The 25,089-nt window shown below is 42.1% G+C and carries 27 protein-coding genes and 1 riboswitch; of the genes, 3 read left to right on the plus strand and 24 right to left on the minus strand.

Translation table 11 applies throughout. From position 1 onward, the window contains the following. Positions 1–122: 122 nt before the first annotated feature. The 3 genes from DP120_RS14650 to DP120_RS14660 form a co-directional block, all read right to left on the minus strand. Complete coding sequence (locus DP120_RS14650; protein ID WP_112224419.1) at positions 123–1,337, minus strand: NAD(P)/FAD-dependent oxidoreductase; 1,215 nt, start codon at positions 1,335–1,337, stop codon at positions 123–125. A 233-nt stretch (positions 1,338–1,570) separates the two neighbouring features. Then, complete coding sequence (locus DP120_RS14655) at positions 1,571–1,933, minus strand: HesB/IscA family protein (protein ID WP_112224420.1); 363 nt, start codon at positions 1,931–1,933, stop codon at positions 1,571–1,573. A gap of 119 nt (positions 1,934–2,052) precedes the next feature. Beyond that, positions 2,053–2,289: a NifU family protein gene (locus tag DP120_RS14660; protein ID WP_112224421.1), complete on the minus strand. Its 237-nt coding sequence runs from the start codon at positions 2,287–2,289 to the stop codon at positions 2,053–2,055. A gap of 83 nt (positions 2,290–2,372) precedes the next feature. Between DP120_RS14660 and DP120_RS14665 the strand changes: the two genes are divergently transcribed. Beyond that, positions 2,373–2,696, plus strand: coding sequence for a YuzD family protein (locus DP120_RS14665; protein WP_112224422.1), 324 nt, complete (start codon positions 2,373–2,375; stop codon positions 2,694–2,696). A 41-nt stretch (positions 2,697–2,737) separates the two neighbouring features. Here DP120_RS14665 and DP120_RS14670 read toward each other — a convergent pair whose 3' ends face one another. The 6 genes from DP120_RS14670 to DP120_RS14695 all read right to left on the minus strand — a co-directional run bounded on the left by DP120_RS14670 (position 2,738) and on the right by DP120_RS14695 (position 9,256). After that, positions 2,738–3,652, minus strand: a complete 915-nt coding sequence (locus DP120_RS14670) for a hypothetical protein (protein ID WP_112224423.1) — start codon at positions 3,650–3,652, stop codon at positions 2,738–2,740. 66 nt (positions 3,653–3,718) lie between these two features. Then, positions 3,719–4,429, minus strand: coding sequence for a hypothetical protein (locus DP120_RS14675; RefSeq protein ID WP_112224424.1), 711 nt, complete (start codon positions 4,427–4,429; stop codon positions 3,719–3,721). A 154-nt stretch (positions 4,430–4,583) separates the two neighbouring features. Continuing rightward, entirely contained in the window at positions 4,584–6,269 is a 1,686-nt protein-coding gene (locus DP120_RS14680; protein ID WP_165843813.1) for a polysaccharide deacetylase family protein, read from the minus strand. A 16-nt stretch (positions 6,270–6,285) separates the two neighbouring features. Continuing rightward, complete coding sequence (locus DP120_RS14685) at positions 6,286–7,269, minus strand: hypothetical protein (RefSeq protein WP_112224426.1); 984 nt, start codon at positions 7,267–7,269, stop codon at positions 6,286–6,288. After that, positions 7,266–8,498, minus strand: a complete 1,233-nt coding sequence (locus DP120_RS14690) for a glycosyltransferase family 2 protein (RefSeq protein WP_112224427.1) — start codon at positions 8,496–8,498, stop codon at positions 7,266–7,268. The genes DP120_RS14685 and DP120_RS14690 overlap by 4 nt, the downstream gene beginning before the upstream one ends. Beyond that, positions 8,495–9,256: a hypothetical protein gene (locus DP120_RS14695; protein ID WP_112224428.1), complete on the minus strand. Its 762-nt coding sequence runs from the start codon at positions 9,254–9,256 to the stop codon at positions 8,495–8,497. Before DP120_RS14695 ends, DP120_RS14690 begins: the two co-directional genes overlap by 4 nt. Positions 9,257–9,462: 206 nt before the next feature. On the opposite strand from DP120_RS14695, the gene DP120_RS18285 reads away from it, so the two are divergent. Then, on the plus strand, positions 9,463–9,681 hold the full coding sequence (locus DP120_RS18285) for a hypothetical protein (RefSeq protein WP_133257404.1): 219 nt from the start codon (positions 9,463–9,465) through the stop codon (positions 9,679–9,681). Positions 9,682–9,833: 152 nt separating this feature from the next. Here the strand turns inward: DP120_RS18285 and DP120_RS14700 are convergent, their stop codons facing one another. After that, entirely contained in the window at positions 9,834–10,901 is a 1,068-nt protein-coding gene (locus tag DP120_RS14700) for an NAD(P)/FAD-dependent oxidoreductase (RefSeq protein ID WP_112224429.1), read from the minus strand. A gap of 150 nt (positions 10,902–11,051) precedes the next feature. Between DP120_RS14700 and DP120_RS14705 the strand changes: the two genes are divergently transcribed. Then, complete coding sequence (locus DP120_RS14705; RefSeq protein WP_112224430.1) at positions 11,052–11,288, plus strand: YuzB family protein; 237 nt, start codon at positions 11,052–11,054, stop codon at positions 11,286–11,288. A 21-nt stretch (positions 11,289–11,309) separates the two neighbouring features. Here DP120_RS14705 and DP120_RS14710 read toward each other — a convergent pair whose 3' ends face one another. The 14 genes from DP120_RS14710 to DP120_RS18850 form a co-directional block, all read right to left on the minus strand. After that, positions 11,310–12,074: a TIGR01457 family HAD-type hydrolase gene (locus DP120_RS14710; RefSeq protein WP_112224431.1), complete on the minus strand. Its 765-nt coding sequence runs from the start codon at positions 12,072–12,074 to the stop codon at positions 11,310–11,312. Then, complete coding sequence (locus tag DP120_RS14715; protein ID WP_112224432.1) at positions 12,061–12,519, minus strand: DUF86 domain-containing protein; 459 nt, start codon at positions 12,517–12,519, stop codon at positions 12,061–12,063. Before DP120_RS14715 ends, DP120_RS14710 begins: the two co-directional genes overlap by 14 nt. Before the next feature lie 84 nt (positions 12,520–12,603). Next, a complete protein-coding gene (locus tag DP120_RS14720; protein ID WP_112224559.1) occupies positions 12,604–12,966 on the minus strand; it encodes a YutD family protein in 363 nt (120 codons plus the stop codon). Between the two features lie 209 nt (positions 12,967–13,175). Then, positions 13,176–13,298 (minus strand): MetS family NSS transporter small subunit, encoded by a 123-nt coding sequence (locus DP120_RS14725; protein WP_112224433.1) that lies wholly within the window; start codon positions 13,296–13,298, stop codon positions 13,176–13,178. A 13-nt stretch (positions 13,299–13,311) separates the two neighbouring features. Then, positions 13,312–14,832 carry a sodium-dependent transporter gene (locus DP120_RS14730; protein ID WP_112224434.1) on the minus strand — a complete coding sequence of 507 codons (1,521 nt, stop codon included), beginning with the start codon at positions 14,830–14,832 and terminating at the stop codon, positions 13,312–13,314. A 195-nt stretch (positions 14,833–15,027) separates the two neighbouring features. Then, positions 15,028–16,605 (minus strand): Na+/H+ antiporter NhaC family protein, encoded by a 1,578-nt coding sequence (locus DP120_RS14735; RefSeq protein WP_112224435.1) that lies wholly within the window; start codon positions 16,603–16,605, stop codon positions 15,028–15,030. A 109-nt stretch (positions 16,606–16,714) separates the two neighbouring features. Then, positions 16,715–16,896: riboswitch (Lysine riboswitch) on the minus strand. Positions 16,897–16,967: 71 nt separating this feature from the next. Further along, positions 16,968–18,311 (minus strand): bifunctional metallophosphatase/5'-nucleotidase, encoded by a 1,344-nt coding sequence (locus DP120_RS14740; RefSeq protein ID WP_112224436.1) that lies wholly within the window; start codon positions 18,309–18,311, stop codon positions 16,968–16,970. A gap of 27 nt (positions 18,312–18,338) precedes the next feature. After that, positions 18,339–19,199 (minus strand): DUF72 domain-containing protein, encoded by an 861-nt coding sequence (locus DP120_RS14745; protein ID WP_112224437.1) that lies wholly within the window; start codon positions 19,197–19,199, stop codon positions 18,339–18,341. Between the two features lie 133 nt (positions 19,200–19,332). After that, positions 19,333–20,730, minus strand: a complete 1,398-nt coding sequence (gene sufB, locus DP120_RS14750) for a Fe-S cluster assembly protein SufB (RefSeq protein WP_112224438.1) — start codon at positions 20,728–20,730, stop codon at positions 19,333–19,335. 21 nt (positions 20,731–20,751) lie between these two features. Then, positions 20,752–21,192: a Fe-S cluster assembly sulfur transfer protein SufU gene (gene sufU / locus DP120_RS14755; RefSeq protein ID WP_112224439.1), complete on the minus strand. Its 441-nt coding sequence runs from the start codon at positions 21,190–21,192 to the stop codon at positions 20,752–20,754. Then, positions 21,182–22,411 carry a cysteine desulfurase gene (locus tag DP120_RS14760; RefSeq protein WP_112224440.1) on the minus strand — a complete coding sequence of 410 codons (1,230 nt, stop codon included), beginning with the start codon at positions 22,409–22,411 and terminating at the stop codon, positions 21,182–21,184. Before DP120_RS14760 ends, sufU begins: the two co-directional genes overlap by 11 nt. Continuing rightward, entirely contained in the window at positions 22,411–23,715 is a 1,305-nt protein-coding gene (gene sufD, locus DP120_RS14765) for a Fe-S cluster assembly protein SufD (RefSeq protein WP_112224441.1), read from the minus strand. The genes DP120_RS14760 and sufD overlap by 1 nt, the downstream gene beginning before the upstream one ends. Before the next feature lie 18 nt (positions 23,716–23,733). Continuing rightward, positions 23,734–24,516, minus strand: coding sequence for a Fe-S cluster assembly ATPase SufC (gene sufC / locus DP120_RS14770; protein WP_338066474.1), 783 nt, complete (start codon positions 24,514–24,516; stop codon positions 23,734–23,736). Positions 24,517–24,870: 354 nt separating this feature from the next. Then, on the minus strand, positions 24,871–25,029 hold the full coding sequence (locus DP120_RS18850) for a YuzK family famiily protein (protein ID WP_165843814.1): 159 nt from the start codon (positions 25,027–25,029) through the stop codon (positions 24,871–24,873). Positions 25,030–25,089: the final 60 nt, after the last annotated feature.

The following is a 25,089-nucleotide window of genomic DNA, read 5'->3' on the forward strand; positions in this document are numbered from 1 at the left end:
GATACATTTAAATTATTTTTCTATTATCATAAAATGGACACATTATTCACAATTATTAACTAATTTTTAAGGAAATGCATAAAAATAAAGAAGCCTCCGTGACGGAGGCTTCTGCTCTAATATTACAGTACGTTGAATTTACCTTTTTTTATGACCAATTTTGGTCCACCCACCATATAAAGTGCACGGTTGTCGATCATTTTTTTCATGAATGAGGCTCTCTTGCCAGTGACTTTCTTACCGAACACAACTCCGATTGCATCGTCATCACCAAGTGAACAAACAGTACCTTTAAGGTCCGGAATAAATTCCTGAGTTGTCTGGCCCTGGATCAATGCTTTAATATTCGCTGCAGCTGCTTCTGCTTGCTGCATAGCAATCTGTGCCGTCGGTGGATATGGACGGTTTGTTTCTTCATTGATCATCAATGCACAATCGCCAATGATGAATACATCAGGGAAAGCTGGTGCACGAAGATCTTTCTCAACTTTTACGCGAGCACGCATATTTTCGATTGGGGTAGTTTCAATCAATCTGTTGCCGCGGACTCCGGCAGCCCAAACGACTGTGCCGGCTTTGATGAATTCAAACTCATCATCGCTCTTTTTAATGTTGACGCCTTCAGGAGTCGCTTCCACAACCGGAGTACCGATTGAGAATTCAATTCCTTTAGATTCCAGATGGCCCACTGCATAGTTGACCAATTCAGGATCAAATCCAGGCAATACCATTGGAGCAGCCTCAACGCAAATTACGCGGACTTTTTCACGCGGCACATCAAACTCTTTGCAGAGTTCAGGTACGCGGTTAGCCAGTTCGCCAAGGAATTCGATGCCTGTAAATCCGGCACCGCCGACAACTATATTCAAGCGGCTGTCATCTTTGACTTCTTCTGCAGACCAAGTGGCAAATTGGAATTCAATGTGTTCACGGATGTAACGCGCCGCTTTCACATTAGCAATTGATAATGCGTATTTATCAAGTCCTTCAATTCCGAAAGTCTCCCCTTCGAATCCAAGAGCAATGACGATATAATCGTATGTAAATTCGCCATTATCTGTAAGGACTTTCTTGCCGGCAACATCGATTGCTTCCACTGTTGCCTGAACGAATCTAACTTTAACAGGATCGATTACTTCTTTGATATCGTAACGCACCTGTTCTGGAGTCATTGTTCCAGCGGCAGCTTCGTGAAGCCATGTGCTTTCATAATGGTATTCGTTTTTGTTGATCAACGTGATATCGACTTCGTCTGTTCCCATGATTTTTTGCAGATTCACTACAGTAGTCAATCCACCGTAGCCTGCTCCTAATACTAAAATTGACGGTCTTTTCAATCTAATCGCAACCACCTTCGAGTCATTTTTTAAATCGGAAAACCAGTATAATTAATAAAGTTATTGTTTCCAATTTACTCCTACACTCTATATTAGCCTTTTTAACTAGTGATTTCAACTGGATAGCACCAGATATTAGGGCGATACAAGTAAACAGATTATTCCCCATTATACAGAAAAAAACCTCCTGCGCAACTTGTTGTAAGCAGAAGGTTTATCTCAATTGTTGCATGTCAGCAGCTTTCAGGTGTTCCCGCTTTTTTAGCAGTACGGAAAGAAGTGCCGCATCCGCATGAAGCAATGGCATTAGGGTTTTCTATAGTGAAGCCCCCGCCCATCAGCGATTGTTTATAATCGACTACTGTGCCTTTAAGAATCGGTGCATCGTCTTTCGCAACCAGGATTGGAATCCCGAACTGTTCATAGAGGTCATCTTCTGCACCTTGCTCTTTTTCAAATCCCATGCCGTACGTCAAACCGCTGCAGCCTCCGCCTTTTACGGCTACACGCAGGAAAGAATCTTCCTCTTCATTATGTCGCATCATTTCTTTTACCTGAAAAGAAGCGGCTTCTGTAATTTCAACTACCTGTTCCATTACCTGTCACCCTTTCCTTTCGAATATCATATCAATAAATCCTGGCTCAGTTCAAGAAAGCTGACTTTCTTGAACTGCTATATAAACAGAAAAAGGGACCTGCAACAGGTCCCTTGGCTTTAAAATACTTGTTCTACTTCAACTATGCCAGGAACTTCCTCCGTTAATGCGCGTTCAATTCCAGCTTTCAATGTAATTGTCGAACTCGGGCAGCTTCCGCATGCTCCAAGCAGACGAAGTTTCACGATGCCATCTTCTATGTCGACGAGTTCACAGTCTCCTCCGTCACGTAAAAGGAATGGACGTAATTTATCTAAGACTTCCATTACTTGATCTTCCAGCAAAGCTTCAGTCATTTATATCGACTCCTTTCATTATAATCATTATAATGTGATTAGAGAGAAAAAGCCACTATTGAATTTCCAGGAGGTCCAAATTTATGACGAAAAATATAGCCATCGAAGTTTACGGAGCAGAAGTAATCTGCGCCAGTTGTGTAAATGCTCCTTCCTCGATCGATACATTCGAGTGGCTGCAGGCTGCCATACCAAGAAAATATAAAGATCAGCCATTTTCAATTACTTATATCGATATTGAGAAAGAACCGGAAAACGATCGCCAAAAAGATTATATTCAGCGTATACAAAATGATGAATTTTTTTATCCTTTAATCCTTGTTGAAGACGAAGTCGCAGCAGAAGGGTATGTTCAATTAAAACCGATCTATAAAGAACTTGAAAGGCACGGTTTTAAGGCAGAATAAAAGAGCAAAAAGGGATATGTCCCTTTTTGCTCTTTTTGAATTTATTGGAAATTATGCCGTTCGCTCCTCATTATTTGAAAATGAATGAAGTCGAAAAAGTGCAGCTTCTCTGCCCCTTCTTCCTCTGCCAACGATTGAGCCCGCAAGAATGCTGCTTCTGCAAATTCACCCTGTCCAATTCGCTTGAAATACTGCCATAAATAATAATAAACAGCAAGAGACTCATAATCGACAGCAGGTTTCCCAGTCTTCCGAATGTAACGGCCATAAACTTTTTGTTGAGTGGTCCATATCTCAATTAACCAGTTTTCGAACGGAGTTGTCTGTATGCCTTGATCTAAGCGATTAATGGCAATCAAAAACTGATCGATCATATGAACTTCCTTACTTTCGATAAATTGCTTTTTATAGAAATCATAGTATTCAGGTGAAAAAAGCTGTTCTTTCCCGGTCTCCAGCATTTCGAACGACTGTCTGTGAACACTCAACTCGGCAATCAAGTAACTAAGTGTCAGACGGTTCCCTACAAGTTTATAGGACCAATCGTAATAATCGGTGACAATTCCTTGCCGATGCTGAAGGCCTTCTATGGCGGAGAGTATTTGATCGGAGATTTTCTGGTACACGGGTTCGCTGAAACTAACTGCAGCATTTCTCAAAACAGCTGCAATTCTCACATCATCAATCATTGCATTAACGTTCGCTTTTTTATACAAACGCCAAGGAATAAAAAAATGTCCTTCCTTTTCAATCAGAAAATGATCTTTTAATATGGTAACTTGCTTCTTAAAGTTTTCTTCATCACTCACTTGTAGTAAGTATTGCATATACAGTCCGATACTTTCTGATAAACACTCGGATGACCAGTCTTTCGGATAGGCATGGATGGTACCTTCGTCATTTATATAGTGGGCATTAACTGTTTCTAGAACCGTTTCTTCTTGTCTGTTCGGCATCATGTATCCCCCAATCGATTAAATCAGGTTTATTTAATAATGTAGACAAGAACTCCCCTAACAGACTCAACTAAGTAAACTGTCCATTTCGCAAACTTTTGTAATGATTGTCTTTTTGATTTCGTAGCCAGCAGACTGATTTTTTTGGTCTATTGCTTTATCCAGATGTTTTAATAAGGAGTGTATAGATTCCTGTTCAGTTTCTTTAACTAGTAAATAGACTGTCCCGTGCTTACTCGTCACCAAATCACGCTCCTTGGCGATGGAACCCAGTACCGCTTGTTCCATTCTCCCTCTTTCTGCCAGGCTATTGATTGCTGGTACGACTTCCATAAGCCAGATACGCTCTTTTCGGCTACTCATTCTTAACAGCCAAAACGCCTGTTCAATAAATTCCTGCAAGCTCAGTACTTTTATTTCTCCATCACTTTGCAACAATTCCTGACGCTGTACTTTTAGACGGTTCATATCTTCCAACAGCTGCTGGATATAGTCTGCAATCGACCATATTGATAATTGGAAAATTAAAAATAAGAAATAAGTAACGAACGTCTCAAGCAGATTGTCCAGTTCCTGTAAAGCAAATACCATTAAAACAAGCAAAGCGCCAAACATAAATATCGGTATTTTCCTGCTGGTAAGAAACAGAAGGATTGGAACTGAAGCAATAGCCACGATCAATGCCTGGGTGGCAAACGGCCATGGCAAATAAAACAATGCTGCCCCAGCCATGAGAGCAGGAATCATATAGAGTGGTACTAATTTAAATTTATTCATTAAACTCTCTTCCTTACTCGATAGTCAGCACGAATTGTAAAATGACTTCTAAATTCGTCACCAAAATCATCTTACCTTAGCAAAGCAGAAAAAACTATGGTTCACTGAAATTCACTGTTGCTTTTTTGATGATTTAGTAAGTTTAACCGATTTATCACTTCAACCAAAAATCCTTTTCAGTTTTCCGTCCACGAATTTTCGGTAAAATTGAAGCGAGGGCAATAATGATGAAGATTACGATTGGTACAGCTACCCACCAGTAATTCTTCATCGTTTCTGACATACGCATATTAATCGGACGAGATACATCAATCTCTCCTGCTGCTGTTTCTACTACAATGCCATTCACTTCGGTTTTATGATCCCTCTCTTTCAAATCAACCCACTCATATTGGTCAAACTTCTGCATTTTCTCCATAACTTTCTCGAAGGTCTCAATACCAAGATACGGATGGTAAAAAAAAGACAGATAGCTGTCGCTGAATTGCTCGACATAATCTGCTTCTTCAATCAATTCCTCGACAGCATTTGGATTTTCTGGGTTAATGTAACCCAATGTTTCCGGAATCACTTTCATTCCATGAAGACCCGCCGGTTCTGATTCATAGACAGGACTGTATGTCCCATTATATGTGCGATCGGATATTTGGATTTGACCGACATATGTTGTAAAATACATTGACAATTCTTTATACCCCGTTTGTGACATCGAATAATGGGGCGCTTCAAAAGCAATTGGATATAGCCCCTCTGCTGTCATTTCTTTGACCCCGTTAACAATTGAGCTATAAATATAATCCTGCTCATATGACACTCCAACATTTCGAACGAAGTCCCGGTATTCTTCATCAGAAGCGAAATCTTCGCGTAATTTCACTTTAGCATCATGAGATTGATAAATCGGGCGGTCATTATCAACGTCCCAATATTCAAAGCCTTCCCCGGTTTCATCTTTGCGGTATTGATGAAGATAGCCGTGCTGAATAAGACTAGCTCCATTTTCCTGCATTTCCTTCAATACATCCACCAGTTCCATTGCTTGCGATAAATGGATCCTATCGCCGGTTTCTGGATTCGTATAAACCGGGATAACGGTCACCGCATATGGTATATCCCGCTCCGCCAAATAGTCCCCTACTTGCTTGAGGAGTTTCGGATCGCTCCGCGGATGGATGTCTTCCAGACGGATCAGTTTTTGGGGTGGGAATTTGTCCGCCTCAAAAAAATCGAAAAGAGATTCTCCTACTGCATCGCTTAGCCTTCCCGTAATCGAGTTTGCAGCAACATAGTAAACATCCCCATTTTTAAAAATGAGAGGATAATCACCGTCTGATGCTACGCCTTCGTATAGAACTTCCATAGTGTCAACACTATTCACCAGCATCATATCTTTTTCTTCTTTTAATTGGATCATTATTCCATCTCCACTAACCGCTTCGATTTTTCGATAATCCCTGATACTTAGGTTCTGCGCGTCCTTAAAATACTCAAAAAAGTTTCCTATGAACATTTTTTTGATATCTTCATACTGATCTACGATAAATAATTCTTCCTCTGTCAAACTCCTTTTCGCCAGACCAAAATAAATCACATGTGTGTAATCGCCTTTATCATATTCGGCCGCAGCTTCTTCAATTGACTGAATTGTAATTTTCGAACTGAAATGGCCGACCAACAAATCCAATATCGTCAATTCCTCTTTTTGGGTTTGCTCTTCCGCATGATACAGAATCAATACTTTCGGTTCACTGCTTGACATTTCCTCATCTGCTGCAGCATTTTGCCAAGGAATGAGAGCGAGGAAGACACCTAATAACACGAAAGGTAAAATTTTTCTCATCGAAAAAGCCCCTTTCTTACTTAGTGTCATCTTCCATCATGAGATGATAATGGATAAAATCGAAGAAATGTGTTTCTGCTGTTCCATTCGTTTCTATAATTGCCGTCGCACGCTCTTTCACTTCCTCTGCTTTTTCATCTTCCCCAATGACCAAAAAATATTCATTCATATAAAAATACATTGCAAGTGATTCGTACATGACCCTCGGTTCATGGGTTTCCCGGTCATATCTGCCGAACAGCCTGCCTTCTTCTTCCCACTCAGTAATCAGCCATTCTTCAAATAATCCTGAAGAAAGTCCTATTCGCTCCTTGTTGATTGCTATCAGCAGTTGATCAATCATATGGACAACTTCATTTTTCACATAGACTTCTTCCAAAACATCGAAATACTCTGGAAAGAAAACAGCATCTGCGTCTACATTCTCAAGCAAGCGATCTGCATTCAAATTCTCTGGAACATCTGATATCAAATAGCTTAAAGTAACGCGCTGGGCAGGAGACTCGATTTCCCAGTCGTAATAATCCACCGTATAATTATTGTTCGTCTGAATACGGGAAATCGTTCCGATTATTTTATCTGCAGTTTTGGAATATTCAGGTTGGTCAAACAATTTATCGGCTTCCCTCAACGCTGCAGCAATTCGGATATCATCAATCAATGCATTTACTGTTGCATCTTCAAAAATTAGCCAATTGACGAAAAGATTTTCTTCTCCTTCTTCAGTTATAAATTCGTTTAAAAGGTTGTCGTACTGCTCAGCAAATTTTTCTTCGTCTTCCATCAACACTAAATACTCCATATACAAACCGATACTTTCAGACAAATACTGAGAATCCTTAGCATTAGGATAGGCGTGAATATACTTTTCTTCATTAAAATAACTTTCAGCAAAATCTTGTGGAACCACTTTTTTTTCAGGCGCCGACACGCTGCCGCTATTATCACAAGCACTAAGTGCCAATATGAGTAAGGTGAACGGCAAAAACAATCTCCTCATGAATGCACTCTCCCCTTGAAACGCTGCGTCTTATCCCAAGCAATCGTTTTATTGCGCAATTTACTCCAAGTATATTTCGTCAGGCTCAGAGCCAACAAGAGGATGAATATTTGAGCATACGTAAAGTACATAATCAACACATACAGTACATTCGCAGGTGAAACGTTCCGATCAATTACAATCGCACTTAGAAGCTGAGCAGTATAGACAATATATGTCATAAACCAAAGTATCATGAGCGGGGCAGTAATGATTGGCATATCCACTCCTGAAATGCTCAAGATAAAAAATAAATCTGAAATCAGAAGCATCAGCACAAATATAAAATATGTTAAGAGATGCTGCATACTTAGGATGAATGTTCTGCCGCGCCAATGCGACCAGTCTTTAAGGGATTTCTCCAGCAAATATAAATTTCCTGTTAGCCATCTTGTCCGCTGTTTGATAAACGCTTTTAGCGTTTCCGGTTCTTGTTCCCATGTACGTGAAGTTGGAACTACAGGCAGCTTATAGCCCGCAGCAGTCAGGCGAACGGTCAATTCTGCGTCTTCAGCCAGTGCAAAGACATCATAACCACCGAGTTCCTCGATGACGGAACGGCGCAACAACATATTTGTCCCCGCAAGAGATCCTAGTCCGAAAAGTGCCCAGCGTCCACATTGCATCAATAATTGAAACACCTGGAATTCCAATGCGATCATCCGGGTTAAAACATTTTTATCGACATTTTTAGTTTTAACATAGCCGACTGCCCCGGCTGCATTCTGTACGATCTCTGCTGCCTGAACCAATTTCTCAAGAGCTCTCGGTTCAGGTTCATTATCAGCATCGTAGACAACAAAATAATCCGAATCCGTAATGCTCAGCCCATAATTTAAAACACGGGATTTGCCTTTGGGATTTCCCTGTGGAACTGGAATATAATGAATCCTGGAAAAAACTTCTGCAAACTCCTGGACAATATTGGCGGTTCCGTCTTTTGAACTGTCATCTAAAACATAAATATCAAGTTGCCCCTCATACTTCAATCTGGCCATAGCACGTAATGTATTTTCAATAACAATTTCTTCATTATGAGCAGGAATCAGCAATGCTACGCTCGGATAATGGCTGATTTTTGGCGGGTTCTGAAACCTGAGGCGATACCAGACACCGCTTATTGTCACCGCTGAATAGAATAACAGCAGAATCCAAAACAAAACGACAGTGGCAGTAATGAGTATATTCATATAGCCTTACCCAAGGCACGCGACAATTCATTCAGATTTGACACCTGCTCCTTTCTCACAGTATATGGTGAATCAAGCAGGTTCAATTCCTGTTTCACTTTATCGCGGTATTGCTCGAGCATCAGGCGAACTCCATCTTCATCGATATCTTTCAATAGAAGATATATCGAGTGCCTTGTCGAAGTTGCAAGGTCAAACTTTGGGCGTATTGTAGAAAGTGTTGCGCGCTCGAGTGATTCCTTAATATTCTGCTCTGTTCGTTTGTTTTTCGAATTAATCATTATTTCTACGAACCAGGCTTCTTCCTGGCGCCGTTCAGTCGTCTTCAGTACCCATTGTGCTTGCTCCGAGAATTCATTCTCTGTCAGAATATCAGTTTCACCGTGATACTTCTGAAGCAATTGCACTTGCCGGCTCAGTTCACTAGCTTCATAGCCGATCTGCTTAATCTGGTTCAGCAAGAGCCAGAAGGATAGTATGAATCCGGTAAACAACAAATGACTATATACATACATCAGTTCCAAATCGGGGCGCTGTGTGAAGAAAAAAGCATAAATGGTCAAAAACGCACCATAACTCAAAATGATACTGATACCGTATAAAAATACATATCGTTCATGGATTATTGTCATAAATAGGATTGAAATTCCTGCCACAATCAACACTTCTGTAGAAAAAGGCAGAACCCGTGAAAATAAAGCCCAACCAAATCCAAGGACCAACAGAATCAAAATGCCGAGCTTCAAATTATTCTTCATCCTTAACACCCCACTGTATAGGTAAAAACACCTTATATTTATTACAATTTTCTAAAAACTTAAATATCATAAACACATACTACTACAATAAATATCAAAAAACTAGCATAAAATTGTTAAAATTAATAATTAACTGTTTATTTAACAAGCTTTTTAAGATTAATTCTACTTTACTCTTACGTTTTAAAAATGGTATTTTCATTTTAATGAAGTCAAGAAAGCCTTATACAGAGGTAATGAAAGCGGATACAATAAGTGGCATTATTGCCCTGTTTTTCGGGGACAATCGAGTAATCATTGATACTACAAAAGAAACAACCAATGGCCGGTGCGGCAGTAAACTCAAAATTTCCTACGATGGCAATACTCATTTTGGATACCATGACATAAGAAAAATCGCCGCCCGGCTGTGTTCGGTTTATTGATATGCTAAAAAACAATGTAGGGCTGACGGTTCAAGTATCAATCTGTATAAAAAGCAAAAATAAAAGGCAAGGCTGACTCATTCGAGTCTCCTTGCCTTCTTTTCAATTGGTGAGCGGTAAGTACAGTTGCGCTTTTTGTTCTGAATCTGCCATCATCCATTATGCCATTTATACATCCACAGCACACCGGACTTCATGAGGCGTGCAATGCGGCCTGTTACTGTACGGTCTGCGAGATAAGCGAAGCCTTGTTTCTTGCCTAGAGAACCCAGGAATCCTTTCAGCTTGATCTCAGGCATCGTTTCAGGAAGTTCTTCACCTTTCCAGCGCATCTTAAGAACTTTGACTATCTGTTCCGCCTGCTCTTCAGCAAGCTGCGCAGAAGGCGCCATCGGCAAAGCTGCACAATCTCCTACGACATAGATATTCTCATTGGCAGGCAATTGGTGGTATTGGTTAATAACTACGCGCCCGATTGAATCACTCTCAAGCCCCAGTTCCCGAACCGGTTTAACCGGTTGGATACCCGCCGTCCAAACAACTGCATCAACAGGGATCGTCTCTTCATGGTTATATAGAAGATTCGGCTCCACTTTTGTGATATTGGAGTTTGAAACAACATCAACGTTATGGCTGTCAAACCACTTTTTCACGAAATTGCTCAAGCGTTCCGGGAAATCGCGCAAAATACGTGGACTGCGGTCAAATAACTTGATCTGCAAATCTTCACGGCTTTCACGAAGTTCACTCGCCAGTTCGATTCCACTTAGTCCCGCTCCAACTATTCCAACAACAGCATTTGCCGGCAAGCCTAAAAGGGCCTGATAAGTCTGCCTTGACTGTCCGATTGTCTGTATACTGTATGTGTATTGATCTGCACCGGGAACGCTATGGTATTTATCTTCACAACCCAGTCCAATAACCAAATCGTCAAAGTCGATTCGTTGGCCGTTTTCCATGAATATGCATTTTTCATCAATGCCGATTTCAAGAATTTCGCCATTGACGATTTTTAAGCGCTCATGCTCCGGAAAATCAACCCGAACATCCTGATCAGATTCTGTACCGGCAGCCAAAGCGTAAAATTCTGTTTTCATGCTGTGGAATGGCGTACGGTCGATTAATGTGATTTCGACATCCTGTGGCAAACTGCTGGGCAATAAACGAAGCAATATTCTCATATTGCCGTAACCGCCGCCTAATAAGACTAGTTTTCGCATAAAAATCTCCTTTAACTTTCATCTGTCTACTACTATCTCATTTAGCATTATATCGGATTGTGATAAGTTTCACAATAACTCCAGAAGAAATCAAATAATTGACTTTCCCCCTGAAAAAAGGTAGGATTTCGAAGTAGCGAGGTGACCTAAATGAATCCGATTGTTGAATTTTGCGTCAGCAATATCGTAAACGGGGCCCAGGAAGCTTTTGAAAAACTCGATCGGGATCCAAATCTCGATGTGTTGGAATATGGCTGCCTGAGTTATTGTACTAAATGCGCCGAAACCCTGTATGCCTTAGTGAACGGCGAAATCGTCGAAGCAGATACACCCGAAGAACTGACACGCAAAGTGTATGAGTTTATAGAAGAAAACCCATTGTTTTAAGCCATCATTCCGATGGCTTTTTTATATTTCCCAAAAACTGAGGTTTTCAATTGCATAGGTAGGAGAAACTTCTTTTTTAATAGCCTCTTCCATTGGTGTTACGCCAGTATTGACATGAATTGTATCTATCCCGAAGCGGATTCCTGCCTGAATATCGGTATCGTAGTTATCCCCGACCATTACCATTCCCTCTTTATCGCAACCATTTTCATATTGTATCGCTTCGAGCATATGCATTTCCGGTTTGCCGATGAATACAGGTTCTACCCCTGTTGACGAAGAAACCACTTTCGTAAAAGCGCCGTTGCCAGGCATAAAGCCCCTTTCAGATGGAAAGGCCAAATCCCGGTTTGTCGATAGAAAGACCGCCCCTTTACGGACTTCCAGGCAGGCGGTCGCCAGTTTCTGAAAGTTGATGTTCCGGTCAATACCCATTAGGACGATATCCGCATCTTCATAAACCCTTTCAATTCCTTCACTCTTAAGCGCTTCTTCCACGCCGTCTGTGCCGATCATAAAAACTTTCTTTCCCGGATACCATCTTTTGATGTATTTTGCTGCTGCAATTGCTGAAGTCATAATATGGTCAGCAGGTGACACGATACCAAACGACTCCAGCTTTTCTGCAAATTGCTGCTGAGTCATGGATGCATTATTCGTTACATAATAAGGTTCCATGCCCTTCTTTTGAAGGCGGTGAATAAAATCGGCAGTTTCAGGTATCAATTCACTGCCTCTAAATACCGTACCATCCAAATCAAGGCAATAAACATTATAGTCCTTCATTTTTTGCCTCAGGGATAAATGCTGATACCGGTCCAAGCTCATGGACTAGATAATGCTCCACTTTGGGGCCGAACGATTCCAATTCAGTAATAGCACCGTTCAGAACTTCAATAATTTTTGCATGATCCATCTTCATAAAATCACGCACCAACGATTTCCGTAAACCGATCACCCTTTTCAAAGGCGCATCCATTTCAGGCGAAATCACTCCTTCATCAGTTAAAATATCTATGATGTCATCATAACTGCCGGGATCTCTCATGATGAATCCATCAATCATGCTATTGCCGACATCTATGATGGATTCGACGATGTTATGCGTAAGCCGCTCCAATGCCAATTGGTCTTCGAGGCTGTTCCATTCCGATTTGGTTTTATATAACTCCAATAAGGAATTCATATAAGCGATTGTTTCTGTAATTTTGCTGCGGTCAATAAAATACATGTGTAACCCTCCAACAGGTATAGTTTCTATCTATATATTATCATTACCTATAATAGCATATTGGCATAAAAAAACCCCGCTGCATCATGCTTCCGCAACGGGATTTTCCTGTGTTGACTGATCGGTTTGTTCTTCTTCTGTTTGATCTGCGGCTTCCTGTTCAGGCTCAGGCGCTTTGCCGACTTTCTTGATGACGAAATAAGCACAGCCGAAATTGCAGTATTCATATAAATAATCCTGCAAAGTGCTGATTTTGGTGTCATAGCTGGCTTTATGGTTGGTGTCTTCAAAGAAGCCCTTCAACCGCAGCTGGCCATAGCCCCAATCTCCAAGTATGTAATCATACTTGCCTAAAATCTCACTATACCGGTTATTTATGGCTTCTTCCTGAAATCCTTCACGGTAATCGATGACAATTTCATAATTCCACTGGTCTATCGTAATCAAAATATTCACCATCCATTTACTTTAGCCTTCAGGCAAAGGCTTGTTTTTCACTGGCGCATTGCAAACAATCTCCTTTTGAAAACCTGGAAGCCTGTCAACCATTCTCTTTCCCAAATGTACCATAAAGCCGCTAGCCTAACAAGGAACAGTCCTGCCAAAACAAAAACCCTGGAAACATGAAGTTTCCAGGGTTTTTATTATTCTTTACATCAAGCTGCGTTATCTGCCTTATTCTTTTTACCGCTTCGTACTGCATTAAAAATACTGGCAGCCAAACCGCCCCATAAAAGCACCATACCGATAATCATAACTACGATTGCGCTTACTTCCATAGCGTTAACCCCCTTATTTTTCTTCTTCGAATTGCGCATGGCTCTTATGCCATTTGCCGAGTGAGAACAAGATTCCTAAGATTAAAGCACCAGCTGCTACAGCGACGCCTCCGAATAATGTAAACATATCGGAATAGCCTTCATAGTTACCTGTTTCTGTTTCAAATCCTTTAAGGATATTAAGTCTCAGCAATCCGAACATCATATAACCCAACACGATTGGAGTTATGACCCCAAGGCTGAATTTCCACCAGCCACCAAGCTGGATGTCAGAAATTGCATTTGCATGATTTTTAAGGTTATCTGCTTTACGCAGAACCCATACAACCATGACAACTTCAATAAGACCGACTGCTGCAACACCAAATTGGTTGATGTAGTAATCTGCAAGGTCAAGGAAGTAAAGACCGCCTTGAGTAGCGAACAGAATGGAAATTAATGCAGCCAATCCGCCACCGAAAGCAACCGCTTTGCGGCGTGAAGTTCCGAATTTCTCAGAAATTGCTGCTACATACGTTTCTGTGATTGACATCAAGGAAGTTAATCCTGCAAGAGTCAATGACAGGAAGAACAGGACACCGAAGAGTCCATTCAATCCTGGGAACTGGTTGATGATTTGCGGGAATACCACAAATGCCAAACCGACTCCGCCAGCTGCTACGTCAGCTACTTCTACACCGGATTGCGCCGCCATGAAGCCGAGTGCAGCGAATACCCCAATCCCTGCAAGCAACTCAAAGCTTGAGTTGGCAAATCCGGTAATGAAAGCGTTATTTGTGATATCCGATTTTTTCGGAAGATAACTTGAATAAGTTATCATTATGGCAAAGGCTACGGATAAACTGAAGAAAATATGTCCGTAAGCAGCAACCCAAACCGACGGATCCATGATGGCATCAAAATTCGGTTCGAAGAATGCGTTTAGACCCATCATCGCACCATCCAAAGTAACAGCGCGGATAACAATAATAAGGAAGATGACCACCAATGTCGGAATGAAAATCCGGTTGGCAGCTTCAATCCCTTTCTTGACTCCAGCTAAAAGAATTCCAAGAGTGATAGCCCATACCAGCGCTAGCGGGATAAAAATACCCCAGACGATATCGCCGGTTTGTCCCGGGACGTCTCCAAGCTGCAGAAAATCTGCAAACAAGAATGTTTCTGTGTCAGTGCCCCATGCCTGGTTAATTGCAAAAATCGTATATCGCATTGCCCAGGCGATGATGACTGCATAATAAACGGATATGACGAATGATACGATTACTGCCCACCAGCCCAGCCATTCCGCTTTCTTGCCGCTCATGCGGAAGAATGATAATGGCGCTGATCCACGGTATCTGTGCCCGATGGTGAATTCTAAGATTAGAATCGGTATCCCTGCAGTTAACAGAGCGAATAAGTACGGTATAAAGAATGCTCCTCCACCATTTTCATAGGCCACATACGGAAAGCGCCAAATGTTTCCCAAACCGATTGCCGAGCCGACTGCCGCCATGATAAAACCGGCGCGTGTCCCCCATTGCGAACGTTCCATAATTTCTCCCCCTCTTTACGAACTTCCAATTCTCTTACAGAAAAATGGGAAGTTTGTATATTTTCAGATTATTATTTAATCTAAAAATAGTATACCGAGCGGGTAGTTCAAAGTAAAGACGATTTCATATATTTTTTTAAAAAAACTATTCCTATAATAATAAAAAAACGGAGAGGAATTCTCTCCGCTTTCTATTTACTGAGCATTTCTGGCTCTTTCAAGTGTAGTTGTTCTTTGTGACCAAACCACAAATAGTATTGTAAGGATAATAACAACAGCCAATAAAGACCATAAAAGCGAACCAGTAAGACCTATGACCAAATACCCTACTGCCGCGATTGCCGCAGCTGTCAATGCATAAGGAAGCTGTGTAGCGACGTGGTCCATATGATTACTTCCTGCGCCAGTCGAGGACAAGATTGTCGTGTCTGAAATCGGTGAACAATGGTCACCGAAAACCGCACCTGCAAGAACTGCTGACAAAGATGCCAATAATAATTCCGGTGCAGCTTCAATCATGATGGTTCCGGCAATCGGCAACAGGATACCGAATGACCCCCACGATGTACCGGTTGAAAACGCCATTACTCCCGCCAGAAGGAATAGCATGACCGGAAGAACTGAAACTGGAATATTACCATCACTCACAATTCCCGCAAGATAAGTGCCTGTCTCAAGTGCGCCGATAAGGTAAGTCAGAGACCAGGCGAAAATCAGAATCAGGACAGCTCCCATCATCGATTTGATCCCTGCCCAGATTCCTTTGCCGATCCATCCGGCATTGGCAGTTTCGTTTTTGTTCATTTGCAGCAAATACAGAACGATGGATGTAATTGTTCCTAAAAGTCCACCAACCAGCAATGATAGAGGAACATCGGTGTTTTCAAATATCAGCCAGATATCCAGCTGCTGACCGGCATTTTGATAACCCGTCCACAGCATTGCGGCGATTGTTCCTGCAACCAACACGAGGATTGGAAGCAGTAGATCAAGTACACGCCCATGGGAATGGGACGGGAATTCTTCTTTCATTTCTCCTGGAATCGATTTCTCAGGATCATAAAGCTGTCCGTTCTCGATAGCATTCACTTCGTGCTTTTTCATTTCACCGAAATCTACATCACGGTAAGCTACGAAAAATACGATGGCGAGTGCCGCGATAACATAAAAGTTCATCGGCGCCATCCATAGGAATGCTTCCAAAGCCGAATATTCCACGAATGTTTGACCTGCGAGAATCGTTGCGATGATCCCAATGATTGCTGCGCCCCAACTTGAAACCGGTGAAACCACGCAGACAGGAGCTGCAGTGGAATCGATGAAATAAGCGAGTTTCGCACGTGACACCTTGTAGCGGTCGGTTATTGGGCGAGCAACCTGTCCGACTGCCAGTGCATTGAAATAATCATCGATGAAGATAAGAATACCAAGCGCTACCGTAAGCATTTTTGCCCCGCGGCGGGATTTGACCCGTTTTGAAGCCCAGTCGGCAAAAGCGTGGCTTCCTCCGGACAAACTGACGAATGCAGTAATTATACCCAGCAATAGCAAGAATAGAAGAATAAAGACATTATATGCGTTAAAGCCTTCATCCCAGAAAATTACCTGAAATGATGTAAATAATTCCTGCAGTGTACCAACTGGGGCAAATGATGTTAAAATGAGCGCCGCCGAAATGATACCTACACCCAGTGATAAAAGTACCCGCCGTGTCAGCAACACCATTACGATTGCGATAATCGGCGGCAGGATCGAGAAGATCGTGTTTTCCATGAATAGTTTCCTCCTATTTTTTGATGGAATAGAATGGAGAAAAAAAGCCGGCTCTATCCTAAGGGATAAGTCGGCTTTCTACAATTCGTCTGTGCGGTAAAACATCAAACAACCCTGTAGCTCTCCATTTATGCAAGCATAAATGACAGTGGCATCCCTATTAAGGATGCCCCCAGCCTCACTTCCCGGTGACAACGGAAAATGGACTTCGGCAAAACCGCCTTTCAAATATGATCATCGCTGTCACGCTCACATATTTTACTGATCGGTTTTGCAGCCTCTACCCATCGATATACAATTCTTTGTTAGCATATACTAAAATTGTCTTAAAATCAAGGTCAATTTCAGACCGGACAGTCCACTTACTGCACTGTATTGCGCGAGAAATAATCGCTGAAGACGTCCCGGATAAACTCCGGCATGAAATAGGTTTTCGGAGAACGCTTGAATTCCGGAAAGAAATAACCGAAAGTAAACATGTCCAACGTGATGAGCCTATACACTCTGTTACTGTCTGCAAGCTTATTATTGATATATAACTGATGATTGTCCATATCCATTCCTGTACGGATCATCTTCCCAAAAACAGCACCTCTGAAGCCCAGGCCTTTCAATTCAAGCTGCGGCCATTCGGAGTTCATCGACTGGAGATAAATTTCCTTCAATTCCGCGCCGGTCAGTTCGATCATACACGGATTGATGGGATGCGGCAGCATCCGGTGGAAATCGTAACGGGTGATTTCGCCAAGCGGCATATCTTCCATAAACAAGCCGGCATTGAATAGCGCACAATCCGCTCCCGAAAATTCAATCATGGCCTTTCCGAATAACTGAGCCATCTCCGACTCCTTAAACCATTCGGCTTTGAGGGCTGCATCGTTATAGAATACAGCATCCCTCATCAAATCTTTTCCATTCTCCCGCAGCTTTTGGTCATAGCTTTCATCCGGATTATCCAATTTCTCTGTTTCAATTAAATACGCTTTTTTCTTTTTTAAATCTTCATCTATAATAACGTGGCCAAGATAAGCTCCAAACTTACCTGCAGCTCCGAGCAGCACATTGCCGATCATTTTACCATCATGAAAAATATGATGGGTATGCGCACCTAATATCAAATCAATTTCCGGACAGCTCTCAGCAAGTAGTTCGTCTTCCCTTATCCCAAGATGTGATAAACAGACGATAAAGTCCGTATCTGCTTTAATCTGTTCTACCGATTGAAGTATGGATTCCCTTGCAGCAGTCACTTTCCAGCCTAATCTTTCATAAAAAGGAGTGAATTCAGCAGTGGCACCGACAAGACCGATCCGTTTTCCTTCAGATGTCCGAATAATTTTATGCGGCTTCGCCCAATCCGGCCGATCACCGTTTTCAGCTAAGAGATTGGATAGGATAATATCAAAATTCGCATCCTTATATAAATCATCCAATTCCTCTTTTGACAAAGTAATGCCTTCATTATTGCCTATCGTTACTGCATCATAACCAGCTTCATTCAACAATTCCACATTCCCTTTTCCTGCTGTCCCTTCTGTATAAGGGTGAGAACGGTCCACATGATCTCCGATATCCAAAATAAGACAGAAATCACCCATTTCTTCGTGCCAGCGCTTCCGTTCAGCCAAAAAAGCATGGATACTGGGCCAATTGCCAAAATGGCTGTGCAGATCATTTGTGTGATATATATGAATAGTTTCAGCCATTTTAAAACACCTCTTTATTGCCTCTCGTTAAAATTCCTCTTCAAAAAGATCCATTTGTTTCGGTGCAAGATCTTCGAAGGTCAAGTCATTCATTTGCCGGAATTGTTTTGCATCTCCTGCAGCATGGCCGCCGGAGTTGTTATTAAAAATGACATACACATTGTCAGCCTGTTCCGCCAGCTTATTTGCTGCCTTGCTGATTTCCGTTAATTCTTCGTCGTTGTAATCGTATAAATAGCGGACTTCCCGCCAGTTCTTTGAGTTCCCCACGTTCTGCCATCCGTGAACATTGCGACCATGGAGACGGAACAAGACTTTATCTTTTCTTGTTGAAACAGGCACCAGTGGAATTGATCCATCGCCCGCCTGCGGTTCATCACAAACAGAATGGATCAAATTATGTTCCCGAAGAAATTCAAAGGTTTTTTCCCGGAATCCCTCAGCGTACCAAGATTGATGGCGAAATTCGATCGCCAAATCAAATTCACTTAACTTGTTCGTTATCCGCCTTATCTCGTCCACGTTTTCTTTGACACAATCAAACCAAGGCGGAAATTGCAGCAAGACCATCGCTAGCTTGCCGGCTTCCTTCAGCGGCCTGATGGATTTTATATAGGCTTCATACATTTCCTCTTCTGTATCAAAAGGGTTTTCTCCGCGTAAATGTCCGGTCATCGCCTGATATGCTTTAACAATAAACTGAAAAGAATCAGGTGTCTCGGCAATCCATTTTCTTATATTTCTTTCGGGTTGCACGGCATAAAAAGAAGAATCCAATTCCACGATTGGAAAATGCCCTGTGTAATCAGTCAATCTGTCTTTTTGCTTAGATCCCGGACTGTAAACATCCGGATGATCTCCCCAACCCGTTAATCCAGCGTAAATCATTCCGCCACCTCCGAGATACTGTTAGTTAAATGATAGCATAGAAAAAATAGAACGTCCTATCCCAGCTTTACCCGTATATGGCAGAAAAAAATCCCCATTGCTTTTTAGCAATGGGGATTTGTTAAAGAATTTATTAACCGATTGAACCTTCCATTTCGAACTTGATCAAACGGTTCATTTCAACCGCATATTCCATTGGAAGTTCTTTTGTGAATGGCTCGATGAAGCCCATAACGATCATTTCAGTAGCTTCCTGTTCAGAAACGCCACGGCTCATCAAGTAGAACAATTGCTCTTCGGATACTTTTGAAACTTTCGCTTCATGTTCCAAAGATACATTGTCGTTCAGGATTTCATTGTATGGGATCGTATCAGATGTGGACAGGTTGTCCATGATCAACGTATCACATTCAATGTTCGAACGGGCTCCGTCAGCTTTACGGCCGAAGCGGACAATCCCGCGGTACGAAACTTTACCGCCCTGTTTCGAAATTGATTTCGAAACGATGGAAGATGAAGTATTCGGTGCCATGTGGATCATTTTAGCGCCCGCATCCTGGTGCTGGCCTTTGCCTGCGATTGCAATTGATAATGTCATACCGCGTGCGCCTTCACCGCGAAGGTAAACTGCAGGGTATTTCATCGTCAATTTAGAACCGATATTCCCATCGATCCATTCCATTGTGCCATTGGCATCAACAAACGCACGTTTTGTAACAAGGTTATAGACGTTGTTTGCCCAGTTCTGGATTGTTGTGTAACGGCAATAAGCGTCTTTTTTAACGATGATTTCAACTACAGCAGAGTGCAGTGAATTCGTCGTATAAACCGGTGCTGTACAGCCTTCTACGTAATGAACGCTCGCGCCTTCATCCACGATGATCATCGTACGCTCGAACTGCCCCATGTTTTCCGAGTTGATACGGAAATAAGCTTGCAGCGGAGATTCAACTTTAACATTTGGCGGAACATAAATGAATGAGCCGCCTGACCAAACAGCTGTGTTTAGAGCCGCGAATTTATTGTCGGCAGCCGGAATGACTGTCTGGAAGTATTCGCGGAACAAGTCTTCGTTTTCACGAAGTGCAGCATCTGTATCTTTAAAGATGATGCCCATGTCTTCAAGTTCAACTTTCATGTTGTGGTAGACAACTTCTGATTCATACTGTGCAGAAACACCTGCAAGGTATTTTTGTTCCGCTTCCGGGATACCTAATTTATCAAAAGTCTGTTTGATTTCATCCGGTACTTCATCCCATGAAGTTTGGCTGGCTTCCGATGGTTTAACGTAATAAGTGATTTCGTCAAAATTCAACGGTGCCAGATCGCCACCCCATTGTGGCATTGGCATAGAATAAAACAATTTAAGAGCTTTCAAACGAGATTCAAGCATCCATTCAGGCTCGCTCTTGATATTAGAAATTTCTCTGACGATATCTTCAGTCAATCCGCGTTTTGAGCGGAAAATCGAGACGTCTTTGTCATGGAACCCGTATTTATAATCACCGATTTCAGGCATTTTTTTAGCCATTATCGTTCCTCCGTTCTTGTGTTACGATTTTTCTTGCTCGTGCACACCTTTTTCCATGGCTTTCCAGGCTAGAGTAGCACATTTGATGCGTGCCGGGAATTGTGAAACTCCTTGCAGCGCTTCAATATCGCCCAGATCCTCAGACTCATCATACTCTTTACCGAGCATCATGTCAGAAAAAGTTTTAGAAAGCCCAAGAGCCGTTTCCACATCTTTTCCTTTGACTGCCTGTGTCATCATTGACGCAGAGGCCATGGAAATCGAACAGCCTTCACCATCGAATTTTGCATCTTTCACGATGCCGTCTTCAACCTGCAAAGTCAGATGAATACGGTCTCCGCATGTCGGGTTGTTCATTTCGATGTTAATGCTGTCGTTTTCAATGGTGCCTTTATTCCGTGGCGTTTTATAATGGTCCATAATTACAGACCGATACAATTGATCTAAGTTTTTAAAAGACATCGTTGAAATACTCCTTTGCAGAGCGTAATCCTTCTACAAGACGGTCGATATCCGATTCGTCATTATAGACGTAGAAGCTTGCACGGGCTGTAGCGGTAACTTTCAGCCATTTCATCAATGGCTGCGCACAATGATGGCCTGCACGGACAGCAATGCCGCTCATATCCAGCACCGTCGCCACATCATGCGGATGGACATCATTCAAATTGAATGTGACGATGCCTGCGCGCTTAGTTGGATCTTTTGGCCCGTATATTTCAAGGCCCTCGATTCCGCTCATTTTTTCCATGGCATACGCTGCCATTTTATGTTCATGCTTTTCGATTTCGTTCAAACCGATTTCATTAAGAAAATCGATTGCGGCTCCAAGTCCCACTGCACCGGCTATTATAGGCGTGCCACCTTCGAATTTCCATGGAAGCTCTTTCCAAGTCGAATCGTAAAGGCCAACAAAATCAATCATTTCGCCACCGAACTCGACCGGCTCCATTTCGTTCAATAAAGCTTTCTTTCCATATAATACACCTATTCCAGTCGGGCCTACCATTTTATGGCCCGAAAAAGCAAAGAAATCACAGTCCAATTGCTGGACATCAATTTTCAGGTGAGGAGCAGCCTGTGCCCCGTCAACCACCATTACAGCACCATTGTCATGGGCGATGCGTGCAACTTCCTTTACCGGATTCATCGTTCCGAGAACATTTGAAACATATACCATCGAAACAATCTTAGTCCGTTCAGTAACAGCCGCTTGCACTTGTTCCAAAGAAATGGTTCCATCTTCTTCAAGTTCAATATATTTGAGAATCGCTCCACGCTCTTTTGCCAACTGCTGCCACGGGATAATATTTGAGTGATGTTCCATATAAGTGATGACAATTTCATCGCCTTCATTGACATTGGCACGTCCGTAGCTTTGTGCTACAAGATTTATGGCCGTTGTCGTCCCACGAAGAAAGACGATTTCTTCCGTGGAACTGGCATTGATGAATTTTTGCACCTTTTCACGGGCGCCTTCATATTTTTCCGTGGCACGGTTGCCAAGAGTATGGACGCCGCGATGCACATTTGAATTATCGAATTTATAATAATTCTCCAGCGCTTCAATTACCTGCACTGGTTTCTGTGATGTTGCAGCGCTGTCCAGATAGACAAGCGGGTTGCCGTTGATTTCTTGGTTCAATATAGGAAAATAGCTTTTTATCTCTTTACTGATCATTAGCGGACTTTCCTTTCGATAACCTCCGTCAATTGCTTTTTAACGCCTTCGATTGGCAGCACATTAACAACTGGCGCCAAGAAACCGTGAATAACAAGACGTTCAGCTTCTTGTTTAGTAATGCCTCGGCTCATCAGATAATAGAGTTGAAGCGGATCTACACGGCCAACAGATGCTGCGTGGCCTGCTGTAACATCATCTTCGTCGATCAACAGAATCGGGTTTGCGTCGCCGCGAGCATTTGGGCTAAGCATCAATACACGCGATTCCTGTTCCGCATTCGATCTTGTTGCACCATGTTCAATCTTACCGATACCATTGAAAATAGCCGAAGAAGAATCTTTCATAACACCATGCTTCAAAATTTGCCCATCGGAATCTTTGCCCCAATGTACAACTTTTGTTGTAAAGTTCTGTTTTTGGCTTCCCCGTCCGACTACGACAGTTTTCGTATCGCCAATCGAGTTATCGCCTACTAGATGCGTAACATTTTCAGAGATAGTGTCGCTGTCATTCATCAGTCCAAGCGCCCACTCAAGTTTCGCATCACGCGCAACAACACCGCGGCGGTTCACATAAGTCGTGAACCCTTCTGCAAGAACATCAACTGCGCCATAAGTGATTTGTGCGTTATCTTCAGCAAATACTTCTGAAACGATATTCGCTAAACCATTTGATTTTGCAACAGTTGAGAAGTAGTTCTCAACATAGGTAACTTTACTGCTTGTATCCGCAACAACGATAACGTGGTTGAATAATGAAGCTTCTGCATCGTCATGATAGAACACGACTTGAACCGGTTCTTCAACTTCAACGTTTTTCGGAACGTAAAGGAATGCTCCACCGTTCATCAATGCAGCGTGCAAAGCAGTCAATTTATGCTCATCAGCTTTTACGCCGTTTGTCATGAAGTATTTTTTCACCAGGTCGCCATGTTCACGAAGTGCTGTGAAAATGTCTGTCAAGATTACACCTTTAGCAGCCAAGTCTTCTGAAATCCGCGAAAACGCCGGTGTATTATTGTGCTGGATATAAAGATTTTTTTGCTCAAGGTCTACAATCGTTTTGACATCTTCCGTCAAATCTTCAATAGAAGCAAATGTAGAGCTTTTTACTGTGTGAACCGGATAATCTGTAAAATTCCAGTTCAGGATTTTTGTTTTATCTGGTTTTGGAAGCGGCAATGTTTCCGCTTCTGCAAACGAGCGAAGGCGCAACTCGGTAAACCATGAAGGTTCACCATTCATCTCTGAAAAGGAGCGCAGCTCTTGCTCGGTCATTTTTAAATTTGTTTCAACCGTCATGCCAGTCTCTCCCTTCAATTATGCTTGTCCTACTGTCTCGTCTTCAATTCCAAGTTCTTGCTTGATCCAGTCATAGCCTTCAGCTTCCAATTTATGCGCAAGTTCTGCTCCGCCTGATTTAACAACGCGGCCCTGCATCATAACGTGGACATGGTCCGGCGTGATGTAATTCAATAGACGCTGATAGTGAGTAATGATCAGGCAGCCGAAATCTTCGCCTTTCATTTGGTTGATGCCGTCAGAAACGACTTTCAAAGCGTCAATATCCAAACCGGAGTCAATTTCATCCAAAACAGCGATTGTCGGTTTGATCATCATCATTTGAAGGATTTCATTGCGTTTCTTTTCTCCGCCTGAGAAGCCTTCATTCAAGTAACGCTGCGCCATGTCCTGATCCATATCAAGGACTTCCATTTTGCTGTCAAGTTCGCGGATGAATTTCATCAATGAAATCTCATCGCCTTCTTCGCGGCGTGCGTTCATGGCAGAGCGCATGAAGTCAGCATTTGTTACTCCAGAAATTTCGCTTGGGTATTGCATTGCAAGGAAAAGTCCAGCGCGTGCACGCTCGTCAACTTCCATATCCAAAACGTCTTCTCCGTCCAAAGTGATGGAACCAGACGTTACTTCATATTTCGGGTGGCCCATGATAGCAGAAGCCAATGTTGATTTACCTGTACCGTTCGGACCCATGATTGCATGAATCTCGCTTGTATTAATAGTTAAGTTTACACCTTTTAAAATCTCTTTACCTTCGATTTCAACGTGTAAATCCTTGATGACCAAAGTTGACATGTAAATACCTCCATATAGTTAATGTTGAACGGATAACCATTCTTAATTAGTATCATTCTAATCTTAACCGATATTGACTGCTCTGGCAAATCATTAAACCGGGTTTGCAAACCAGGCTGAAACAATTTAAAACTCTGTATTTTTAAAGTGCCGAACGATTATTTCAAAAAAAAAGTTAATTATTTTCATTTTCAATGAATGGGATTTAATTGAGAATGGCTTTCAGTAAGAAAATCCAGTAGACCTTGGCAACCAACCTGATTGTGCCAGCCTAATTTGAGTGAGTAAGCTTCCTTCGCAATTGAAAAAAGCCGATGCACAAGGCATCGGCTTTACTATCAGCTTTCAACTGAATTTATTTTATATATCACGGTGTACTTGACGCTCTAACTGAGAAACAATTCTTTGGCTGTCATTGTAATCCATATCTCTTCGTTGTTCCACTTCAATTATCTTTCCCGGATCGTTCTGATACTCATTGATTCCAAAACCATGTGCATTTCTAAATGCCTGTTCCATTTTCTCAGTATGCTCGATACCGTTTGACTCGATAATAAATCATTCCTTTCAAATTTTCTT

The organism is Planococcus halotolerans, assembly GCF_003289955.1.
Taxonomy (GTDB): domain Bacteria; phylum Bacillota; class Bacilli; order Bacillales_A; family Planococcaceae; genus Planococcus; species Planococcus halotolerans.

What these genes read in the sequence shown, in the direction of transcription:
- DP120_RS14690 (WP_112224427.1), bottom strand. Translation starts at nt 8,498, where the DNA reads ATGAATATACTCATTACTGCCACTGTCGTTTTGTTTTGGATTCTGCTG.
- DP120_RS14685 (WP_112224426.1), bottom strand. Translation starts at nt 7,269, where the DNA reads ATGAGGAGATTGTTTTTGCCGTTCACCTTACTCATATTGGCACTTAGT.
- sufU (WP_112224439.1), bottom strand. Translation starts at nt 21,192, where the DNA reads ATGTCTTTTAAAAACTTAGATCAATTGTATCGGTCTGTAATTATGGAC.
- DP120_RS14665 (WP_112224422.1), top strand. Translation starts at nt 2,373, where the DNA reads ATGACGAAAAATATAGCCATCGAAGTTTACGGAGCAGAAGTAATCTGC.
- DP120_RS14700 (WP_112224429.1), bottom strand. Translation starts at nt 10,901, where the DNA reads ATGCGAAAACTAGTCTTATTAGGCGGCGGTTACGGCAATATGAGAATA.
- DP120_RS18285 (WP_133257404.1), top strand. Translation starts at nt 9,463, where the DNA reads ATGAAGTCAAGAAAGCCTTATACAGAGGTAATGAAAGCGGATACAATA.
- DP120_RS14745 (WP_112224437.1), bottom strand. Translation starts at nt 19,199, where the DNA reads ATGATTTACGCTGGATTAACGGGTTGGGGAGATCATCCGGATGTTTAC.
- DP120_RS14680 (WP_165843813.1), bottom strand. Translation starts at nt 6,269, where the DNA reads ATGAGAAAAATTTTACCTTTCGTGTTATTAGGTGTCTTCCTCGCTCTC.
- DP120_RS14660 (WP_112224421.1), bottom strand. Translation starts at nt 2,289, where the DNA reads ATGACTGAAGCTTTGCTGGAAGATCAAGTAATGGAAGTCTTAGATAAA.
- DP120_RS14670 (WP_112224423.1), bottom strand. Translation starts at nt 3,652, where the DNA reads ATGCCGAACAGACAAGAAGAAACGGTTCTAGAAACAGTTAATGCCCAC.
- DP120_RS14730 (WP_112224434.1), bottom strand. Translation starts at nt 14,832, where the DNA reads ATGGAACGTTCGCAATGGGGGACACGCGCCGGTTTTATCATGGCGGCA.
- DP120_RS14655 (WP_112224420.1), bottom strand. Translation starts at nt 1,933, where the DNA reads ATGGAACAGGTAGTTGAAATTACAGAAGCCGCTTCTTTTCAGGTAAAA.
- DP120_RS14725 (WP_112224433.1), bottom strand. Translation starts at nt 13,298, where the DNA reads ATGGAAGTAAGCGCAATCGTAGTTATGATTATCGGTATGGTGCTTTTA.
- DP120_RS18850 (WP_165843814.1), bottom strand. Translation starts at nt 25,029, where the DNA reads ATGGAACAGGCATTTAGAAATGCACATGGTTTTGGAATCAATGAGTAT.
- DP120_RS14695 (WP_112224428.1), bottom strand. Translation starts at nt 9,256, where the DNA reads ATGAAGAATAATTTGAAGCTCGGCATTTTGATTCTGTTGGTCCTTGGA.
- DP120_RS14740 (WP_112224436.1), bottom strand. Translation starts at nt 18,311, where the DNA reads ATGGCTGAAACTATTCATATATATCACACAAATGATCTGCACAGCCAT.
- DP120_RS14760 (WP_112224440.1), bottom strand. Translation starts at nt 22,411, where the DNA reads ATGATCAGTAAAGAGATAAAAAGCTATTTTCCTATATTGAACCAAGAA.
- DP120_RS14735 (WP_112224435.1), bottom strand. Translation starts at nt 16,605, where the DNA reads ATGGAAAACACGATCTTCTCGATCCTGCCGCCGATTATCGCAATCGTA.
- DP120_RS14715 (WP_112224432.1), bottom strand. Translation starts at nt 12,519, where the DNA reads ATGTATTTTATTGACCGCAGCAAAATTACAGAAACAATCGCTTATATG.
- sufB (WP_112224438.1), bottom strand. Translation starts at nt 20,730, where the DNA reads ATGGCTAAAAAAATGCCTGAAATCGGTGATTATAAATACGGGTTCCAT.
- DP120_RS14710 (WP_112224431.1), bottom strand. Translation starts at nt 12,074, where the DNA reads ATGAAGGACTATAATGTTTATTGCCTTGATTTGGATGGTACGGTATTT.
- sufD (WP_112224441.1), bottom strand. Translation starts at nt 23,715, where the DNA reads ATGACGGTTGAAACAAATTTAAAAATGACCGAGCAAGAGCTGCGCTCC.
- DP120_RS14705 (WP_112224430.1), top strand. Translation starts at nt 11,052, where the DNA reads ATGAATCCGATTGTTGAATTTTGCGTCAGCAATATCGTAAACGGGGCC.
- DP120_RS14675 (WP_112224424.1), bottom strand. Translation starts at nt 4,429, where the DNA reads ATGAATAAATTTAAATTAGTACCACTCTATATGATTCCTGCTCTCATG.